The 16451-nt window shown below is 68.7% G+C and carries 19 protein-coding genes; 14 read left to right on the top strand and 5 right to left on the bottom strand.

Features of this window, described 5'->3' with window-relative positions:
• Positions 1-24: 24 nt before the first annotated feature.
• The 3 genes from nagB to ACVWZ7_RS18000 all read left to right on the top strand — a co-directional run bounded on the left by nagB (position 25) and on the right by ACVWZ7_RS18000 (position 3229).
• Positions 25-807, top strand: coding sequence for a glucosamine-6-phosphate deaminase (nagB, locus tag ACVWZ7_RS17990; RefSeq protein ID WP_456508641.1), 783 nt, complete (start codon positions 25-27; stop codon positions 805-807).
• Positions 808-889: 82 nt separating this feature from the next.
• The gene (locus ACVWZ7_RS17995; protein ID WP_370122952.1) at positions 890-1207 is read left to right on the top strand and encodes a DUF3039 domain-containing protein; all 318 of its coding nucleotides are present in this window, start codon (positions 890-892) and stop codon (positions 1205-1207) included.
• Between the two features lie 231 nt (positions 1208-1438).
• Positions 1439-3229 (top strand): DEAD/DEAH box helicase, encoded by a 1791-nt coding sequence (locus ACVWZ7_RS18000; protein WP_344368164.1) that lies wholly within the window; start codon positions 1439-1441, stop codon positions 3227-3229.
• Between the two features lie 92 nt (positions 3230-3321).
• On the opposite strand, the gene ACVWZ7_RS18005 is transcribed toward ACVWZ7_RS18000, so the two are convergent.
• The 3 genes from ACVWZ7_RS18005 to ACVWZ7_RS18015 all read right to left on the bottom strand — a co-directional run bounded on the left by ACVWZ7_RS18005 (position 3322) and on the right by ACVWZ7_RS18015 (position 5751).
• The gene (locus ACVWZ7_RS18005) at positions 3322-3669 is read right to left on the bottom strand and encodes a hypothetical protein (RefSeq protein WP_116766493.1); all 348 of its coding nucleotides are present in this window, start codon (positions 3667-3669) and stop codon (positions 3322-3324) included.
• Between the two features lie 84 nt (positions 3670-3753).
• Positions 3754-4422: an isochorismatase family protein gene (locus tag ACVWZ7_RS18010; RefSeq protein WP_456508642.1), complete on the bottom strand. Its 669-nt coding sequence runs from the start codon at positions 4420-4422 to the stop codon at positions 3754-3756.
• Positions 4423-5751, bottom strand: coding sequence for a nicotinate phosphoribosyltransferase (locus ACVWZ7_RS18015; RefSeq protein WP_456508643.1), 1329 nt, complete (start codon positions 5749-5751; stop codon positions 4423-4425). It lies immediately after the preceding gene.
• Positions 5752-5788: 37 nt separating this feature from the next.
• Between ACVWZ7_RS18015 and clpS the strand changes: the two genes are divergently transcribed.
• The 6 genes from clpS to rdgB all read left to right on the top strand — a co-directional run bounded on the left by clpS (position 5789) and on the right by rdgB (position 10126).
• Entirely contained in the window at positions 5789-6154 is a 366-nt protein-coding gene (gene clpS, locus ACVWZ7_RS18020) for an ATP-dependent Clp protease adapter ClpS (protein WP_091253439.1), read from the top strand.
• On the top strand, positions 6147-6713 hold the full coding sequence (locus ACVWZ7_RS18025) for a DUF2017 domain-containing protein (protein ID WP_116766496.1): 567 nt from the start codon (positions 6147-6149) through the stop codon (positions 6711-6713). Before clpS ends, ACVWZ7_RS18025 begins: the two co-directional genes overlap by 8 nt.
• 85 nt (positions 6714-6798) lie before the next feature.
• Positions 6799-7839, top strand: coding sequence for a glutamate racemase (murI, locus tag ACVWZ7_RS18030; protein ID WP_344368161.1), 1041 nt, complete (start codon positions 6799-6801; stop codon positions 7837-7839).
• A complete protein-coding gene (locus ACVWZ7_RS18035; RefSeq protein WP_456508644.1) occupies positions 7836-8633 on the top strand; it encodes an MBL fold metallo-hydrolase in 798 nt (265 codons plus the stop codon). Before murI ends, ACVWZ7_RS18035 begins: the two co-directional genes overlap by 4 nt.
• A gap of 60 nt (positions 8634-8693) precedes the next feature.
• A complete protein-coding gene (rph, locus tag ACVWZ7_RS18040; RefSeq protein WP_456508645.1) occupies positions 8694-9452 on the top strand; it encodes a ribonuclease PH in 759 nt (252 codons plus the stop codon).
• Positions 9449-10126 (top strand): RdgB/HAM1 family non-canonical purine NTP pyrophosphatase, encoded by a 678-nt coding sequence (gene rdgB, locus ACVWZ7_RS18045; RefSeq protein ID WP_456508646.1) that lies wholly within the window; start codon positions 9449-9451, stop codon positions 10124-10126. The genes rph and rdgB overlap by 4 nt, the downstream gene beginning before the upstream one ends.
• 101 nt (positions 10127-10227) lie before the next feature.
• Here the strand turns inward: rdgB and ACVWZ7_RS18050 are convergent, their stop codons facing one another.
• On the bottom strand, positions 10228-10995 hold the full coding sequence (locus ACVWZ7_RS18050) for a VTT domain-containing protein (protein ID WP_091253452.1): 768 nt from the start codon (positions 10993-10995) through the stop codon (positions 10228-10230).
• A gap of 116 nt (positions 10996-11111) precedes the next feature.
• Here ACVWZ7_RS18050 and ACVWZ7_RS18055 point away from each other — a divergent pair, with 116 nt between their 5' ends.
• Complete coding sequence (locus ACVWZ7_RS18055; RefSeq protein WP_456508647.1) at positions 11112-12140, top strand: exonuclease domain-containing protein; 1029 nt, start codon at positions 11112-11114, stop codon at positions 12138-12140.
• Positions 12141-12256: 116 nt separating this feature from the next.
• On the top strand, positions 12257-12808 hold the full coding sequence (locus ACVWZ7_RS18060) for a DUF4395 domain-containing protein (RefSeq protein WP_456508648.1): 552 nt from the start codon (positions 12257-12259) through the stop codon (positions 12806-12808).
• Between the two features lie 405 nt (positions 12809-13213).
• Here the strand turns inward: ACVWZ7_RS18060 and ACVWZ7_RS18065 are convergent, their stop codons facing one another.
• Complete coding sequence (locus ACVWZ7_RS18065) at positions 13214-14380, bottom strand: ADP-ribosylglycohydrolase family protein (RefSeq protein ID WP_456508649.1); 1167 nt, start codon at positions 14378-14380, stop codon at positions 13214-13216.
• A gap of 155 nt (positions 14381-14535) precedes the next feature.
• On the opposite strand from ACVWZ7_RS18065, the gene ACVWZ7_RS18070 reads away from it, so the two are divergent.
• The 3 genes from ACVWZ7_RS18070 (at position 14536) to ACVWZ7_RS18080 (ending at position 16407) form a co-directional block, all read left to right on the top strand.
• A complete protein-coding gene (locus tag ACVWZ7_RS18070; protein WP_091253459.1) occupies positions 14536-14892 on the top strand; it encodes a YidH family protein in 357 nt (118 codons plus the stop codon).
• The gene (locus ACVWZ7_RS18075) at positions 14889-15230 is read left to right on the top strand and encodes a DUF202 domain-containing protein (protein WP_344368154.1); all 342 of its coding nucleotides are present in this window, start codon (positions 14889-14891) and stop codon (positions 15228-15230) included. The genes ACVWZ7_RS18070 and ACVWZ7_RS18075 overlap by 4 nt, the downstream gene beginning before the upstream one ends.
• Before the next feature lie 160 nt (positions 15231-15390).
• The gene (locus ACVWZ7_RS18080; RefSeq protein WP_456508650.1) at positions 15391-16407 is read left to right on the top strand and encodes an MIP/aquaporin family protein; all 1017 of its coding nucleotides are present in this window, start codon (positions 15391-15393) and stop codon (positions 16405-16407) included.
• Positions 16408-16451 lie beyond the last annotated feature (44 nt).

Consider the following 16451-nt stretch of genomic DNA (forward strand, 5'->3'; position numbering starts at 1 on the left):
ATAAGCCAGGTGAAGGCAGGGATTATGGAAGTTGTCATCCTTCCGGGCAGCAAGCAGATCGCATCGCTGGCGGCCGATGCGGTGGAAGCCTTGCTTCGCCGCAAACCCGGGGCCGTCCTGGGCCTGGCGACGGGCTCCACCCCGTTGCCCATCTACAGCGAGCTGGCGTTGCGGCACGAGCGCGACGGGCTGGACTTCAGCCAGGTCCGGGCCTTCGCCCTGGACGAGTACGTGGGACTCCCGGCGGACCATCCGGAGTCCTACCGCCAGGTGATCGCCCGCGAATTCACCGCCCGGGTCAACATCAGCCCCGCCAATGTGCACGTGCCCGACGGCGCCGCGGCGGACATCCCCGCGGCCTGCCAGAGGTATGAAGACGCCATCCGCGATGCCGGGGGAGTGGACCTGCAGCTCCTCGGCGTCGGAACCGACGGCCATATCGGGTTCAACGAGCCAGGCTCGTCCCTCGCGTCCCGGACCCGGATCAAGACCCTGATCGAGCAGACACGCCGGGACAACTCACGGTTTTTCGGCAGCCTCGCCGAGGTCCCCCACCACGTCCTGACGCAGGGTCTGGGCACCATCCTGGACGCCCGCCACGTGATCCTCGTCGCCACCGGCGCGCAGAAGGCCCAGGCCGTCCGGGATCTCGCGGAGGGCCCGGTCTCCGCCATCTGTGCAGCGTCGGTGCTGCAGCTGCACCCGCACGCCACAGTCCTCGTGGACGAGGCGGCGGCGTCCTCCCTGCGGCTGGCCGATTACTACCGCCACAGCTATGACCATAAACCTGCCTGGCAGGGCCTCTAAGCCCGGCCGCCGGCATCGCGCAGCCCCGCCGCGGGCGGCGCGCGGGTCCGGCCGCGCGCTTCCAACGGCTAAGATGGGTGTCATGACTAGCATGACCGATCCTCTCGAAAACGACCCGATGCGCGAGCTCTCCGGAGCCGGGACGTCAACGGCCACGATCGAGCGCGAGGAACTGCGCCAGGAAGTGGAGCCCGGTGACCGGGAGCGCTTCTCGCACTACGTGCGCAAGGAAAAGATCATGGAATCCGCGCTGACCGGCGAGCCCGTGATCGCGCTCTGCGGCAAGGTCTGGACGCCCGGCCGCGACCCCCAGAAGTTCCCGGTGTGCCCCGAATGCAAGGAAGTTTACGAGGGCCTCCGCCCCGGGAACGACGGCGGCAAGGGCTCCGGCGATAAATAGCGGCACGTGAGGGCTAGCGGATCGCACAGGATCCGTTAGGCGTCACGGTGCGGCGCTTCTGTAGTCCCCGGAAGCGCCCTGTAGTGCCCGTGCCATGTTCCTCTACGGCAGCGCGCCGCTGCGCCGCCGCGCATTTGTACTGCCCACGGTCCATCCGAAAAAGATTGGTGTTTTTGTGCTTAATTGGGTTTCTCCGTCGGCTGCAGCCATGCGCGGATGGGGGGCGCCCCAGTGACAGAGACACTCTTCGGCGGACCCACGCTTCCCCCCGCCTATCCCGAGCGGGCCGCCTGGGGCACCGCCCCGAAGCTGCGCGCCTGGCAGCAGGAGGCGCTGGACAGCTACTTCAGCACCCATCCCAAGGATTTCCTTGCCGTCGCCACCCCCGGCGCCGGCAAGACCACGTTCGCCCTGCGGGTGGCGTCCATGCTCATCGAGTCCGGCGTCGTGAACCGCGTGACAATCGTGGCGCCCACCGACCACCTGAAGCGCCAGTGGGCCGACGCCGCCGCCAAAGTGGGCATCGCGATCGACCCGAACTTCAAGAACGCCGACGGCCAGCACGGCCGCGGGTTCATCGGCGTCGCCGTCACGTACGCTCAGGTGGCCAGCAAGCCCATGCTGCACCGGGCCAAGACCGAGGCCGCTCGCACGCTGGTGATCCTGGACGAAATCCACCACGGCGGCGAGGCGCTGTCCTGGGGAGACGGCCTCCGCGAGGCGTTCGACCCCGCGGCCCGCCGGCTGTCCCTGACCGGTACCCCGTTCCGCTCCGACACCTCGCCCATCCCGTTCGTGGAGTACGCCGAGGACCGGGACGGGATCCGCCGCTCCAAGGCCGACTACACCTACGGCTACGGCAAGGCGCTCCGGGACCACGTTGTCCGCCCCGTCATGTTCATGGCCTACTCCGGCCAGATGCGCTGGCGCACGAGCGCGGGCGATGAAATGGCCGCCTCCCTGGGCGAGTCGGCCGTCACCAAGGACATCACCTCGCAGGCCTGGCGCACCGCGCTGAACCCCGCCGGCGAATGGATCCCCGCCGTCCTGGCCGGAGCGGACAAGCGCCTGAGCGAAGTGCGGCGGAGCGTCCCTGATGCCGGCGGCCTGGTCATCGCCACCGACCACGAGGACGCCCGGGCCTATGCCGGCCAGCTGAAGAAGATCACCGGCGAATCGCCCACGGTCATCCTCTCCGACGACGCCAAGGCCTCCAACAAGATCGAGGAATTCTCCGCCGGCGACAAACGCTGGATGGTGGCCGTGCGGATGGTGTCCGAAGGCGTCGACGTGCCGCGGTTGTCCGTCGGCGTCTATGCGACCTCGACGTCCACCCCGCTGTTCTTCGCCCAGGCCGTGGGCCGCTTCGTGCGTGCCCGCAAGCGCGGAGAAACGGCGTCGGTGTTCCTGCCCTCGGTGCCGCAGCTGATGGCGCTGGCCAACTCCATGGAGGCCGAGCGTGACCACGCCCTGGACCGCCCGGAGAAGGACGATGGCGACGGTCTGTTCAATCCCGAGGACTCGCTCATGGACGAGGCCAACCGTGAGGAGAAGGCCTCCGACACGCTGATGAAGGGCAAGTTCGAGGCCCTCGACTCGCAGGCGTCCTTTGACCGCGTGCTCTTCGACGGTGGCGAGTTCGGCACCGGCGGCGAGGTGGGCTCGGAGGACGAGCTCGATTTCCTCGGAATCCCCGGACTGCTCGACGCCGAACAGGTCGGCACGCTGTTGCGCCAGCGCCAGCACGAGCAGCTGAACCGCAAGAACAGGCGCGCCCCGCAGGCCGGTGCCGCGCCCGAGGCGGCAGTGCCGGCCGTGCCAGACCACCGGATGCTCATGGACCTGCGCACCGAGCTGGCCAAGAACGTGGCGGCGTGGTCTGCCCGGACCGGGACCCCGCACGGCGTCATCCACACCAAACTCCGGACCGTCTGCGGCGGCCCCGCCGTCGCCCAGGCCAACGAGGAACAGTTGCAGACCCGACTGCGGAAGCTTCAGGACTGGTTCATCGGGCGGAAATAGCCGCCCGCGCCGCTCAGCAGGGCAGCAAAAGCGAAGGGACCAGGCCGATGGCCTGGTCCCTTCGCCGTGTGAATCAGTCTCTTGCGCTCCGGTTACTGGCCATTGCCGCAGATCTTGCCGTAGGTCTGGCCGGCCGCGGTGTAATCGGCTTTCATGGTTTCGAGCCTGGCGGCGTCCGGGTTGGGCTTGGCGGACTCGTCGAAGTATTCGATGATGGTCTGCAGCGGGGCCCGCAGGTCATCCGATGCGGCAGCCTTGATGGGCCGCAGCTGGTTGGCGACCCTGTTCATGCCGGCTTTGTCAGACGTCGCCGACGGGGCGGAGACCACGGTCTTGACCCGGGCGCAGGTTTCCTCGTTGGTCAGCTGCGGGGAAGCCGAGCAGCCGGCGGCGGCGAGCAGCGCTCCGGCGGCAATCAGGACGGTCAGGGTCTTCTTCATGGTGTACTCCGGAGTTCTACGGGACGGTCAAAATAGCAAGACTGGCGACTTGGCAAGGATTTCGAGTCTACTGCGGCGGCGGGCTCAGAGGACATCAACGCCGCCGAACTCCATCTCGGCCACGGCGTCGTCGAGGTCTTCGGCGATTCCGGCCGTCAAGCCGCGCAGCACCGTGACGGAGTAGCCCGCCTGGACGGCATCCAGGGCGGTCGCTTTCACGCAGTAGTCCGTGGCGATGCCCACCACCACGATATCCTCGACGTCGTGGCTTTGCAGCCAGTCGTCCAGTCCGATGGCATCATCGCTGGCGGCGAAGGCACTCACCGAGTCTTCGGCGTCTTCGGCGCCGGGGCCGGTTTCGGAGACGGGCATGGCGCCGGGCTTCCGGTCCCCGGTGGGGACGTCGTCCTCGGGGGCCAGGAGTCCTTCAAAACCGGAGTACGCCGCGGCGAACTGGCCCTTGCGGAAGTATGCCTGGATGTACTCGGGGTCCAAATCGGGGTGCAGTTCGGCCCCCCGGGTGCCCGCCACGCAGTGCCGCGGCCAGCTGTCGACAAAGTCGGGTTCCTCCGAGAAATGCGCCCCCGGATCGATGTGCCAGTCCTGGGTGGCCACGATGTGGTCGAACTGGCTGTGGTGGGCGTCGACGTACTCGCTGATCTCGCCGGCGAGGGCGGCCCCGCCGGCGACGGCGAGGGAACCCCCTTCGCAGAAATCGTTTTGGACGTCGACAATGATCAGGGCGCGGGACATTCAGTCCTCCTCGTAGATGGTCGGGATTGCCGCCTCGCCGCGTTGCAGCCGGTTGACGACGGCGGGGAGCTCCCTCATGGTCTCCGCGTGGCGCCGCCGGGCGCGCTGGACCCCCTCGGGGCCGGTCCACCCGGGCAGGAGCTCGCCGTTCTTGACGAACTGCTGCAGGAGCGGACGGTCATTGCCGTCATCCTCCGGGTGGTGGCCGACGCCGACGATTTCCTGGGTGGCGGTTCCGCGCTCGTTGAGCCTGCGCAGCGCGTATTTGCGGCCGCCCTTGCTGGCTTTGTTCTTGGCGGCCTTCGCGACGGAAATGAAGTCCCCGGCGTCGTCGGTGCGGCTGACGAGCTTGTAGACCATGCTCGCCGTCGGGGCCCCGGACCCGGTCACCAGCGACGTCCCCACGCCGTAGGAGTCCACGGGTGCGGACTGCAGCGCCGCGATGGCGAATTCGTCGAGGTCGGAGGTCACCACGATCTTGGTGTGGTCATTGCCGAGCTCGTCGAGGAGCTGGCGGACCCACTGGGCCTGGGCCACGAGGTCCCCGGAGTCCAGCCGGACCGCGCCGAGTTTGTCCCCGGCGAGGTCGACGGCCGTGCGGACCGCCGTTTCGACGTCGTACGTGTCCACCAGGAGCGAGGTTTCCGGGCCGAAAGCGGCAATCTGGGCCTCGAAGGCCTCACGTTCCGTGTCATGCAGGAGCGTGAAGGAATGGGCGGCCGTGCCCACGGTCTTCAGCCCGTAGCGCAATCCGGCCTCCAGGTTGGAGGTGCTGTCGAACCCGGCAATGACCGCGGCACGGGCAGCGGCGGCGGCCGCCTCCTCATGTGTCCGGCGCGACCCCATTTCGATGCACGGACGGTTTCCCGCCGCCGTGATCATCCGGGACGCGGCCGAGGCGATCGCGCAGTCGTGGTTGAGCACGGAGAGCAGGTAGGTCTCCAGGATGCAGGCCTCGGCGAACGTGGATTCCACGATCAGGACGGGGGAGTTCGGGAAGTACGCCTCACCCTCCGGGTACCCCCAGATGTCGCCGGAGAAGCTGTAACCGGCCAGGTACTCCAACGTCTGGTCGTTGACCACCTTCGTCCGGCGCAGGTAGTCCAGTTCCGCCTCGCCGAAGCGGAAGTTTGCGATCCCCTCCAGCAGGCGTCCGGTGCCGGCGACGATCCCGTAGCGGCGGCCGTCCGGCAGCCTCCGGGCGAAGGCCTCGAAGACGGATTTCCGGTGGGCCGCACCGGACTGCAGAGCACCCTGCAGCATGGTCAGCTCGTAATGATCGGTGTAGAGGGACGTGCGGGGACGGTCCCAGCCAGCTGATGAACTCACAAATTCACTCTAGTGTGCATCCCCATAGAATGGACAGATGACCCTCAGCGTTGCGCTTGGCCCCGACACACGGGAGAGCACCCAGACGGGAACGGTGACGTCCACCGACGTCCTGACCGCCCCGGATATCCCCTGGAACCTCGTGATCTGGAATGATCCCGTGAATCTGATGAGCTACGTGAGTTACGTGTTCCGCAGCTATTTCGGATACTCGGAGGCCAAGGCCAACAAGCTCATGATGGAGGTCCACAAGAAGGGCCGCTCGATCGTGGCGCACGGCAGCAAGGAACAGGTGGAGCAGCACGCGGTCGCCATGCATGGCTACGGCCTCTGGGCGACAGTGGAAAAAGCCACCGGCGGCAGCGGGAGCGGTTCAGGCAAAGGCAAGGGAAAACGTGGCTAAGGCATTCAAGTACGGGCTCAAGGGCATCAAGGGCTACCTGGAGCCGGCCGAACGGGAACTGCTGCGGAGCCTTTTTGCCGACGTCATCTCCATGCTCGAGCCGGCCGAGCGGGCCAACGAGGACCCGCTGGCCGCCCTGGTGGGACTGGACGCCGACGCCCGCGAGCCCTCGGACCGGGCCCTGCGCCGGCTGCTGCCGAACGTGATGAAGAACGACGACGACGCCTCCCTCGAGTTCCGCCGGTACACCGAGCGCTCGCTGCGCGAAAGCAAGATCGGCGCGTTGAAGGCGGCCGCCCTGAGCCTGGACAGGGAGGACCTTGTCCTGACCCCGGCCGACGCCCGGCACTGGGCCACGGCCCTCAACGATGTCCGGCTGGTCCTGGCCGAACGACTCGACATCCGCGACGACGCCGACGCGGACAACGTCCACCTCATGCAGGACTGGTCCCAGGCCGAGGACGTGGAAAGCTACCTGGCGCTTGTTTACAACTTCACCACGTGGCTGCAGGAGTCTCTGGTCCAGGCGATGGTGCACTCGCTCGATGCCCGGCGCTGAGCGCGGACGTGTGACACATGAGACACGAGTTGCACGCCACAATGTGATGGCCGCCCCGCAGGCGTTGTCCTATCCTCGAATAATCATGACTTCAGCATCGAGTATGGACCCGGCCGCAGCTGTTGCCGCGGACACCCCAACGAGCAATACCGCCACAGGCCCCTCGGGCCCCGAACCGGCATCGGAGCTGGGATCGCGTCCCATCGGGGTCTTCGATTCCGGCGTCGGCGGGCTCACGGTGGCCCGGTCGATCATCGACCAGCTGCCCAACGAATCCATCCTGTACGTCGGCGACACCGCCAACGGCCCCTACGGTCCCCTTCCCATCGCCGAAGTCCGCGCCAACGCCCTCGGCGTCATGGACGAGCTCGTGGACTCCGGCGTGAAGCTGCTGACCATTGCCTGCAACTCCGCCTCGGCCGCCGTGCTGCGCGATGCCCGGGAGCGCTACACCGCCCGGTACGGAATTCCGGTGATCGAAGTGATCCAGCCGGCGGTGCGTCGCGCCGTCGCGGCGACCCGTACGGGCCGGGTGGGCGTGATCGGGACCTCGGCCACCGTGGGGTCGCGCGCCTACGAGGACACCTTCGCGGCCGCGCCGGACCTGGAGATCACGTCAGTGGCCTGCCCGGCGTTCGTGCCCTACGTGGAGGCCGGGATCACCACGGGGCCGGAACTGCTCGCCGTCGCCCGCGACTACCTGGCACCGCTCATAGCCGCCGGCGTGGACACCGTGGTGCTCGGTTGCACGCACTACCCGCTGCTCACGGGCGTGATCTCGTTCGTCCTGGGCGAGGACGTCACGCTGGTCTCCAGCGCCGAGGAAACGGCCAAGGATGTCTATCGTGCCCTCGCCTCCAGCGGGCTCGAGCGTATGGACGCCGCGGCCCCCGAGCACAATTTCATTGCCACCGGGGATGCCGCCCAGTTCGAACACCTCGCCCGGCGCTTTCTCGGCCCCGAGGTCCTCAGCGTCCGCCACGTGGACCACGTCGCGGCGCAGTACCCCACCGGCAGCCTCGCCCGGATCACCCCGGAGATGATTGCCGCCGCCCAGGCCGGCACGGGCCGGCCGCGGATCTCCAACTTCGTGGGCGGATCCGCGGGCGGGGGAACACTGCTGTGAAGCTGACCATCGTGGGCTGCACCGGATCCTTCCCGGGACCGGGCTCGCCGGCGTCGTGCTATCTGCTGACCGCCAGCGACGGCGAGCGGAACTGGAAGATCGTCCTGGACATCGGTAGCGGCGCGCTGGGCGCGATCCAGCGCTACACGGACCTGGAGGACATTGACGCGATCTTCCTGACCCACCTGCACCCGGACCACTGCATGGACCTGTGCGGCCTCCATGTTGCCGTGCGCTGGAAGCCGGGCGGCTGGGGCAAGGGCCGGATTCCGGTGTGGGGACCGGCCGCCACCGCCGACCGCATGGCCACCGCCTACGGCCTGGACCTGGATCCCGGGATGCACGAGGAATTCGACTTCAGCAACTGGTCCGAGCGCAAGCCGGTGACCATGGGCCCGTTCACCGTCACCCCCTACGCCGTCAACCACCCGGTGGAAGAGGCCTACGCGCTCCGGGTCGAGGTCACCGAACCCGGCAAAGATGGCAATCCGGTCACCCGCGTCCTGAGCTACTCCGGGGACACCGACTCCTGCAGCGGGCTCGAGGACGCGGCCCGTGACGCCGACCTCTTCCTGTGCGAGGCGGCCTTCGAGGAAGGCCGCGACGACGCCATCAAGGACGTGCACCTGACCGGCAAGCGCGCGGGGGAGGCCGCAGTAGCCGCCGGTGCCCGGCGGCTGCTGTTGACGCACATCCCCGTCTGGACGTCTCCGACCACCGTCATGGCCGAGGCCAAGGAGGTCTTCGGCAAGGACGTGGCCGTGGCCGTCGCGGGCGTGCACTACACCGTGTAGACGCCGGCACTGTTTCGACGCCGGCACGGCCGGGGCCGGGCAAGTCGATAAGCTAAAGACATGACTTCCCAAGCTCCTTCTGTCCCCGTCATCCGCGCCGACGGCCGCACCGCCGATCAGCTGCGCCCGATCAGCATCACGCGCGGCTGGTCCAAGCAGGCCGAAGGATCGGCCCTGATCGAGTTCGGCAACACGCGCGTGCTGTGCACGGCTTCCCTGACGGAGGGCGTCCCGCGCTGGCTCAAGGGCGAGGGCCGCGGCTGGGTCACCGCCGAATACGCCATGCTTCCCCGGGCCACGAACACCCGTTCCGACCGCGAATCGGTCAAGGGGAAAATCGGCGGCCGCACGCACGAGATCTCCCGGCTGATCGGCCGCTCGCTGCGCTCCATCATCGACACCAAGGCCCTCGGCGAGATCACGATCGTGCTGGACTGCGACGTCTTGCAGGCCGACGGCGGTACCCGCACCGCGGCCATCACCGGCGCCTACGTGGCCCTCGCGGACGCCATCCGCTTTGCGCGCGAGAAGAAGATGATCGCCAAGAACGCCGAGCCCCTGATCGACACCATCGCCGCGGTGTCCGTCGGCATCATCGACGGCGTGCCGATGCTCGATCTGCCCTACGTCGAAGACGTGCGCGCCGAGACGGACATGAACGTCGTGGTGACCGGCTCCGGAAAATTCGTGGAAGTCCAGGGCACCGCCGAGGGCGCGCCCTTCGACCGCGACGAGCTGAACAAGCTCCTGGACCTGGCGTTGCTGGGCACGGAGCAGCTCGCCGCCATCCAGCGCGACACCCTGGCGGAAGCCCCGTGACGGAGGCGCCCTCCACGGACCTGCGGGATGCCGGCAGCACGGCGCCCCGGCTGGTCCTCGCCACCCATAACAAAGGCAAGCTGCGGGAACTCCGCGAGCTGCTGCGCGGCCAGGTGCCCGGACTCGACGTTGACACGCAGGTCGTGGATGCCGGCGCCGTCGGAGCCCCCGACGTCGCCGAGACCGGGGTGACCTTCGCCGAAAACTCGCTCCTGAAGGCGCGGGCCGTGGCGGCGGCCACCGGGCTCGTGGCAATCGCCGACGACTCCGGACTGTCCGTTGACGTGCTGGGCGGTGCGCCCGGGATCTTCTCGGCGCGCTGGTCCGGCCGGCACGGAGATGACGCCGCGAACCTGCAGTTGCTCCTGGCCCAGCTGGCCGACGTGCCGGATGAGTACCGCGGGGCCGCGTTCGTCTGTGCCGCGGCCCTGGCGGTGCCCGGGTCCGCGGCCGAGGACTGCCGGGAAGTCGTGGAGTACGGACAGCTGGAAGGGATGCTCCTGCGCGAGCCGCGCGGGGAAGGCGGCTTCGGCTACGACCCCATCCTGCAGCCGAGCGGATTGGACCGCAGCTGCGCCGAGCTCAGTTCCGAGGAGAAGAACGCCATCAGCCACCGGGGCCATGCGTTCCGTGCACTCCTGCCGGCCATCGTCGAGGCCCTGGCCGGGACGTAGGCCGCCGCGGCAGGCGCCGTGTGATGCCCGCTGAGGGCGTTATGAGTTCTTAAAGCAAGAGAGGCGCCCCACACTGTGGGGCGCCTCTTACGTGCGGTGTGTCAGGGGGTCCTGCGCTCTTCTTCGGGCTCGTGCTCCTCGATGAACTCCTCCACGACGTCCGTGCCGTACTTCTCGGCCTGCCGCCTGGCGATGGCGCCGCGGATGACTTCGATGGCGATCGGGATCACGGAGACCAGGACGATGGCGATGAAGATGATGTCGAGGTTGTCCTTGACCCACGGCACCTTGTCTCCGAGCAGGTAGCCGAGGAGGGTGACGCCGCCGCCCCACAGCACCGCGCCGATCACGTTGTAGGTGAAGAATTTGCGCTTGCTCATCTGCGCGACGCCTACGATCACCGGGACGAAGGTGCGGATGATCGGGACGAAACGAGCCAGGATCAGGGCCTTGCCGCCGTGCTTTTCGAAGAAGGCGTGCGCGTTTTCCACGTTTTCACGCTTGAACAGCTTGGAATTGGGCTTGTTGAACAGGGAGGGTCCCGCGGTGGCCCCGATCAGGTAGCCCACCTGGTTGCCGATGATCGCGGCGACGATGATGAGCGCCGTCAGGACCCAGATGTTGACCTGGATGGTGCCGGTGGCCACGAGCAGCCCGGCCGTGAACAGCATGGAGTCGCCGGGCAGGAAGAAGCCGATCAGCAACCCGGTTTCGGCAAAGATGATGCCGCAGACCAGCAGGACCACCCACGGTGCAAAGGCCGGATTCGCCAGGAAGACCTGCGGGTTGAGCCAGTCGGGGAGGAAGGAGGCCAGATGTGGCTGCACCGGGCCGGCGCCGCCAAGGGCGGACACGGCAAAGTCGCTCATAGCTATAAGGTTCACCCGTTAAGGGTACTTGACGGCCGCCGGCCGGCCCCTGCAGCACTGCGGGGGCCCGCCGCGCCGGTGCGGGAGGTCCCGCCGTCGGGCGGTAAAGTTGAGCCGTGGGTTTGGACTTTACGGCGATCGACTTTGAGACCGCGAACGGCTTCCGCGGTTCACCGTGCGCCGTTGGCCTGAGCAAGGTCCGCGACGGCGTCGTTGTTGAGGAAGCCTCCTGGCTTATGCGGCCGCCGGAAAACCACGACACCTTCGACCACCACAACGTCCGGATCCACGGCATCCGCCCGGACCAGGTGGCCGGCCTGCCGCGCTTCGGGGAGCTGTTCCCCGAGATCGGGGCGTTCATCGGCGGCGATGTGCTGGCGGCCCACAACGCGGCGTTCGACCTCGGCGTGATCCGCTCGGGCCTGGAGGTGTCCGGACTGCCCGGTCCCGCCTACGACTACGTCTGCACGGTGGTGCTGTCCCGGCGCTGTTACTCGCTGGTGTCCAATTCGCTGCCGTACGCGGCCGAGGAAGCAGGCGTGCCGCTGGTCAACCACCATGATGCGGCCGAGGACGCCCGCGCGTGTGCGGGGATCCTGATCGACATCGCCGCCCGCAACGGGGCGGCGAGCATTGCCGAACTCTATCTGTCCCTGGGCATGGCAGTCTCGCACCAGCCGGCCTTCGACCCCCGGCTCGACCCTTTGTCCAAGGCCACGCTGGCCGCACTGGAAGCGCTCGCCGGGGGAAACGCCGGGAGAAATGTTGGGGCGCCGTCGGGCCGCCGGTTCGTTGCCGGCTGGCCGGAGGAAGGTCCCAACCCGGAACCCAATGCCGGGGCCAGCCCCGACCACCCGTTGTTCGGCCAGACCGTCGTGTTCACCGGCGAACTGGCGATTCCCCGGCCCGAAGCCAAAATCCGCTCCGCCGAGCTCGGCGCCCGGCCCGAAAGCCGGGTCACGGCCCGCACCACCGTCCTGGTGGTGGGCGACGGCTTCGTGGCCGCGGACCTGCGCTCCGGCCGGATCACCGGCAAGGCCCGTCGCGTCCTGGAACTGCACGAACGCGGGCAGCGGATCGAAGTCCTGTCCGAGGGGGAATTCCTCCAGATGGTCGGCGGACACGTGGCCGCCGCCACCGCCTGAACCGGACAGCCCGGGGCCCGGATAACCCCGCCGGCCTGGGCCGGCATGAACCTGCCGGCAGTCACATGGCGCAACAATCATTCCCCCTGTGGCGCGCACGCTCGTAGCCTTGGCGGATGAGCAAACTGATCGATGCACAGACTCCCGCCGCTCGGTCGAAATCAGTGGCGTCGAAGCGCGGAATTGACTGGGGCAAGGTGTTCGCGTTCCCGAACCCGGTGAACGAGTACTCCGCCCGCATCACCGCGGCACTGGTCGTGGTGCTGTCCGCAGCGACCCTGCTGACCGGTTTCGGCTGGGGGCTCGCCATCATCGCGGCGGGGTTCTGGCTGCGCGTGCTGTTCGGTCCGCGGATCTCGCCGCTGGCGCAGCTCTCGGTCAAGGTCATCACGCCCTGGCTCGGCCGCACGCGGCTTGTTGCCGGCCCGCCCAAGCGGTTCGCGCAGGGCATCGGCGCCGCCGTGTCGACGGCCGCCGCGTTGCTGCTGGCCGCCGGCCTCGCGCCGGCCGCATGGGTCCTGCTGGCTGTGCTGATCGCCGCGGCGTCCCTCGAAGCATTCGCCGGGTTCTGCCTCGGCTGCACCATCTTCGGATTCCTGCAGCGCCGCGGGGTCATCCCCGAGGACGTCTGCGAGGCCTGCAACAACATTTCGCTCCGGCGCGCCTAAGGCCCGCCGCCTGAGATCCGGCGCGCCAATGATCCGACGAGTCTGCCTCGGACATGTTCTCGGCAGGCTCTGACGATTGGACATAGTGGCAATATGTCCAGTCCTCGCCACCGCAAATGCGCATGTCACGAGCTGCTGCGGCCAGGGATGGACATGTCGCTCGCGGTGGGACGCGACTGGGCATGTCCTGGGCACACAGCAGTGGCGGATGGACATGCCGTTCGCAGTGATGCACGACCGGGCATGTCCGGAGGGACGCGGCAACCCGGAATGGACATGCCCGTTGCAGCGAGGCAATACTGGGCATGTCCCGCGGAAAAGCCGGCCCAGGTGACGGCAGACGGACGGTCCCGCGCTGCACGAATACCGAAGACCTGACGCCAAGCGCACGGGTTCTCGGCGACGCTACGTGCCGGTGACGGCCGCCAGCCGTGACGCCATGCCCCGGATGACTTCCGGTGCCTCCAGGGCCGCCAGCCAGCCGGCCGGCAGGCACTGCTCGCCGTAGTAAGCCCCCAGGATGTTCCCCGCGATCGACGCCGTCGAGTCGCTGTCCCCGCTGTGGTTCACCGCGACGGCGATGGCCGCGCGGAAGTGGGCCTCGGCGCGCTCCTCGGCGGCACCGGCCGCCGTCGCTGTTTCTGTCCCGGTTCCCGGGGCAGTGGCCAGCACGGCGTAGAGCGCGACGGCGAGGGCTTCCTCTGCCACCCAGCCCTCGCCGAGTTCGCGGACCAGGTCCTCGGGGCTGAGCCTGTACCCGGGCCCCGGCTTGTCCCCGACCAGCCGTAGGGCCGCCTCCAGCCGGGACACCACATCGGCGTCCGGGTCCTCGCCCTTCCGCAGGATGCCGCCGCACAGCTGCTCGAGGGCCGATTCCGCGGCTTCGCGCAGTCCGCGTCCGGTAGCCAGGGCATGGATGACCAGGCTGAACACCCCGGCGCTCTGTCGTGCCGCGGGGTGTCCGTGGGTCAGCGACGCGGCGTCAGAGCTGAGCTTGTAGACCGTCTCGGGCTCGAGGTGGGGGATCAGGCCGAACGGCGCCGAACGCATCACGGTGCCGCAGCCCTTCGACTCGGGGTTGACCGGCCGCTGCACGGTCCCCATCTCGCCCGTGGCGAGTCCGCTCAGGCACGCGTTGCCGGGTGCCCGGCGGTTCTTCAGAACGTCCTGGCCGTCGATCCAGCGCGGCGGCTGGACCGGGGCCGACGCCGGCACGGCGACCCCCTGGGTGCCCAGCCAGCGCAGGTACGCGAGCCACAGGCACGCGTTGATGTCGGCCGACACGCCGTCGTTCGCCCATTCGAGCGCCTCGAGGAGGCCGTCCGCCGTGTACAGCGTCATTTGCGTGTCGTCCGAAAACGGGCTGGCGGCGTCGAGAGCGGAAAAGTCCTGCAGGCCCGCGGGGCCGAACCGGGCGCGGATCGCGGAAATGCTGTCGAACTCGACGGCGTAGCCCAGCGAATCGCCGAGCGCGCCGCCCAGCAGGCAGCCGTGGATGCGCGAACCGTGGGCAGGGGAGTGTGACGGGCCGGGTGGGGCTGGTGCGGGCGTGGTCCCGGGCTCGGTGCTCATGTCTTCAAATTTACCCGCCGCCGCGCGCACTACCCAATGAACGCCGGTAGGGTGCTGTTAGGACCCGTCCAGCGGTCGGGCGAAGCAACCGCCGGTGGTGCCGTCGCCAGGCCAGGAAAGACAATCAGGCCAAACAGGACGATCAGAGGACACGAATGCGCGAACCGACGTGGCGGAAAACCGGAACTACGCCCGATTACAGATTCTCCCTGGCCAACGAACGGACGTTCCTGGCCTGGATTCGCACGTCCCTGGCCCTGATTGCCGGGGCCCTGGCGATTGACCAACTGGCCCCGGAAATTGCTCCCGCACCGATTCGGATTATTCTGTGCGTCATCCTCGCGTTCCTGGGCGCCGGCCTGGCCGCCCTGTCCTACCAGCGGTGGGGACTCATGGAGGCGGCCATGCGGAACAACCGTGAGCTGCCGTTCTCCGGGCTGATGCTGGTGATGACCATCGGCGTCGCGGCCGCGGCCCTGGTGTTTGCCGCCCTGATCCTGCTGGCGCGGTGAACCCCGAAGAGGCCCGGGATCCCGGGCTGCAGCCCGAGCGGACGTCTCTGGCCTGGCGCCGGACCCTGCTGGCCCTGATAGTGGCGGACCTGCTGATCTGGCGCAGCTGGGCGCTCGCGGCGTCCCGGGGCGGTCCTTCGGGGCGTGTTGATTACCTGGGCGTCTGCGCATTCGTCGCCATGGCCGCCACCCTGATTCTGGGCGTGTGCGTGCTGGTCCGCGGGCACGAACTCCGGCGGTCCACGACCGCGCCTTCGGCAACGCTGCTGCGCTGGGCCGCAGCCGCCGTCATGGCCCTTGCCTCCAGCGCCGTGGCCGCGGTAGCGCTGGGGCGCTAAGCCGCAACCCAGCGAACATCCAGATTCCGCTGGCAGACTGCTGGCGAAGCTATTCTCCGGGCGGCTCGATGCCGTACCCGGTCCATGACCCGGCGGCGGGCCGGCGACGGCGCAATTGCAGCCCCAGGGCGCGCCGCCACCAGCAAAGGAAGTCCTGACCATGACCCTGCCTGTGCCAGCCCACGACACCGTCGGCGTCCAGCCGCCGGCCGCCAGCGACGATGCGCCCCGGCCGGCACTCCTGGCCCGGCTGTCCGCCGAGGCGTTCGGGACCCTGATCGTCGTGGTCGCAGGTCTGGGCGTGCCGCTGTTCACCATTCCGCAGTCGAACCCGCTGCCCGCCGCACTTGCCGCCGGCGTGGCCCTGACGGCGGCGATGCTGGCCGTCGGCTACATCTCGGGCGGCCATTTCAACCCCGCCGTCACCCTCGGCAACGTCATCGCGGGCCGGATTGGGCTGGCCGACGCCGCCGCGTACATCGGCGCCCAGCTCGTGGGTGCCGTGCTCGGCGCCGTCGCCCTGTTCGGCGTCCTGCGTACGGTGCCGAAGATTGACGACAGCCAGGCCGCGTTTGCCACGGTGACGGCCGGTTTCGGCGAGCACTCGATCATCCAGGTCCCCATGGCCGGCGTCTTGCTCGTTGAGGTCCTCGGCACGGCCCTGCTCGTGGCCGTCTTCCTGGCCACCACGGCCGGCCGGAACCCCGCCAAGGCGGCGGCCCCGTTTGCGGTCGGCCTGACGATGGCGATGCTGTTGCAGTTTGGGCAGGCGATCGGCAATGTTCCGTTCAACCCGGCCCGCGCCACGGCCTCGGCCATCTTCAGCGGTCCGGATGCGCTGGGGCAGCTGTGGCTCTTCTGGGTAGCGCCCGTGGTGGGTGCGGCCATCGCCGGACTCGTCTTCCGCGGCTTTGCCCAGTCGACCGCCCCGGGGGCTCCCCGGCCGGGCGCCCGTCCCGCGCGGCCCGCGCGCGGCAAGTCCGCCGGCAAGGCCCCCGCTGGCCAGGCCCCCGCCGACAAGGCTGACGCGGAGCTCGGGAATGCAGAGCTGGATGAGGCGGAGCCGGCGAATGCTGAGATGGACAACGCAGAGCTGGCCGACGCACGGCCGGCCGGCGCCGCCCGCGCCGGGGACGACGAGGCCCGCAGCTTCTTCGACCGCAAGGGCCGCGAGTAACCCCCGTCACCCCTGCGGGGTGGTGGCGCAAGAGTGTCGGCCCC

Source organism: Arthrobacter sp. TE12232, from assembly GCF_054062615.1.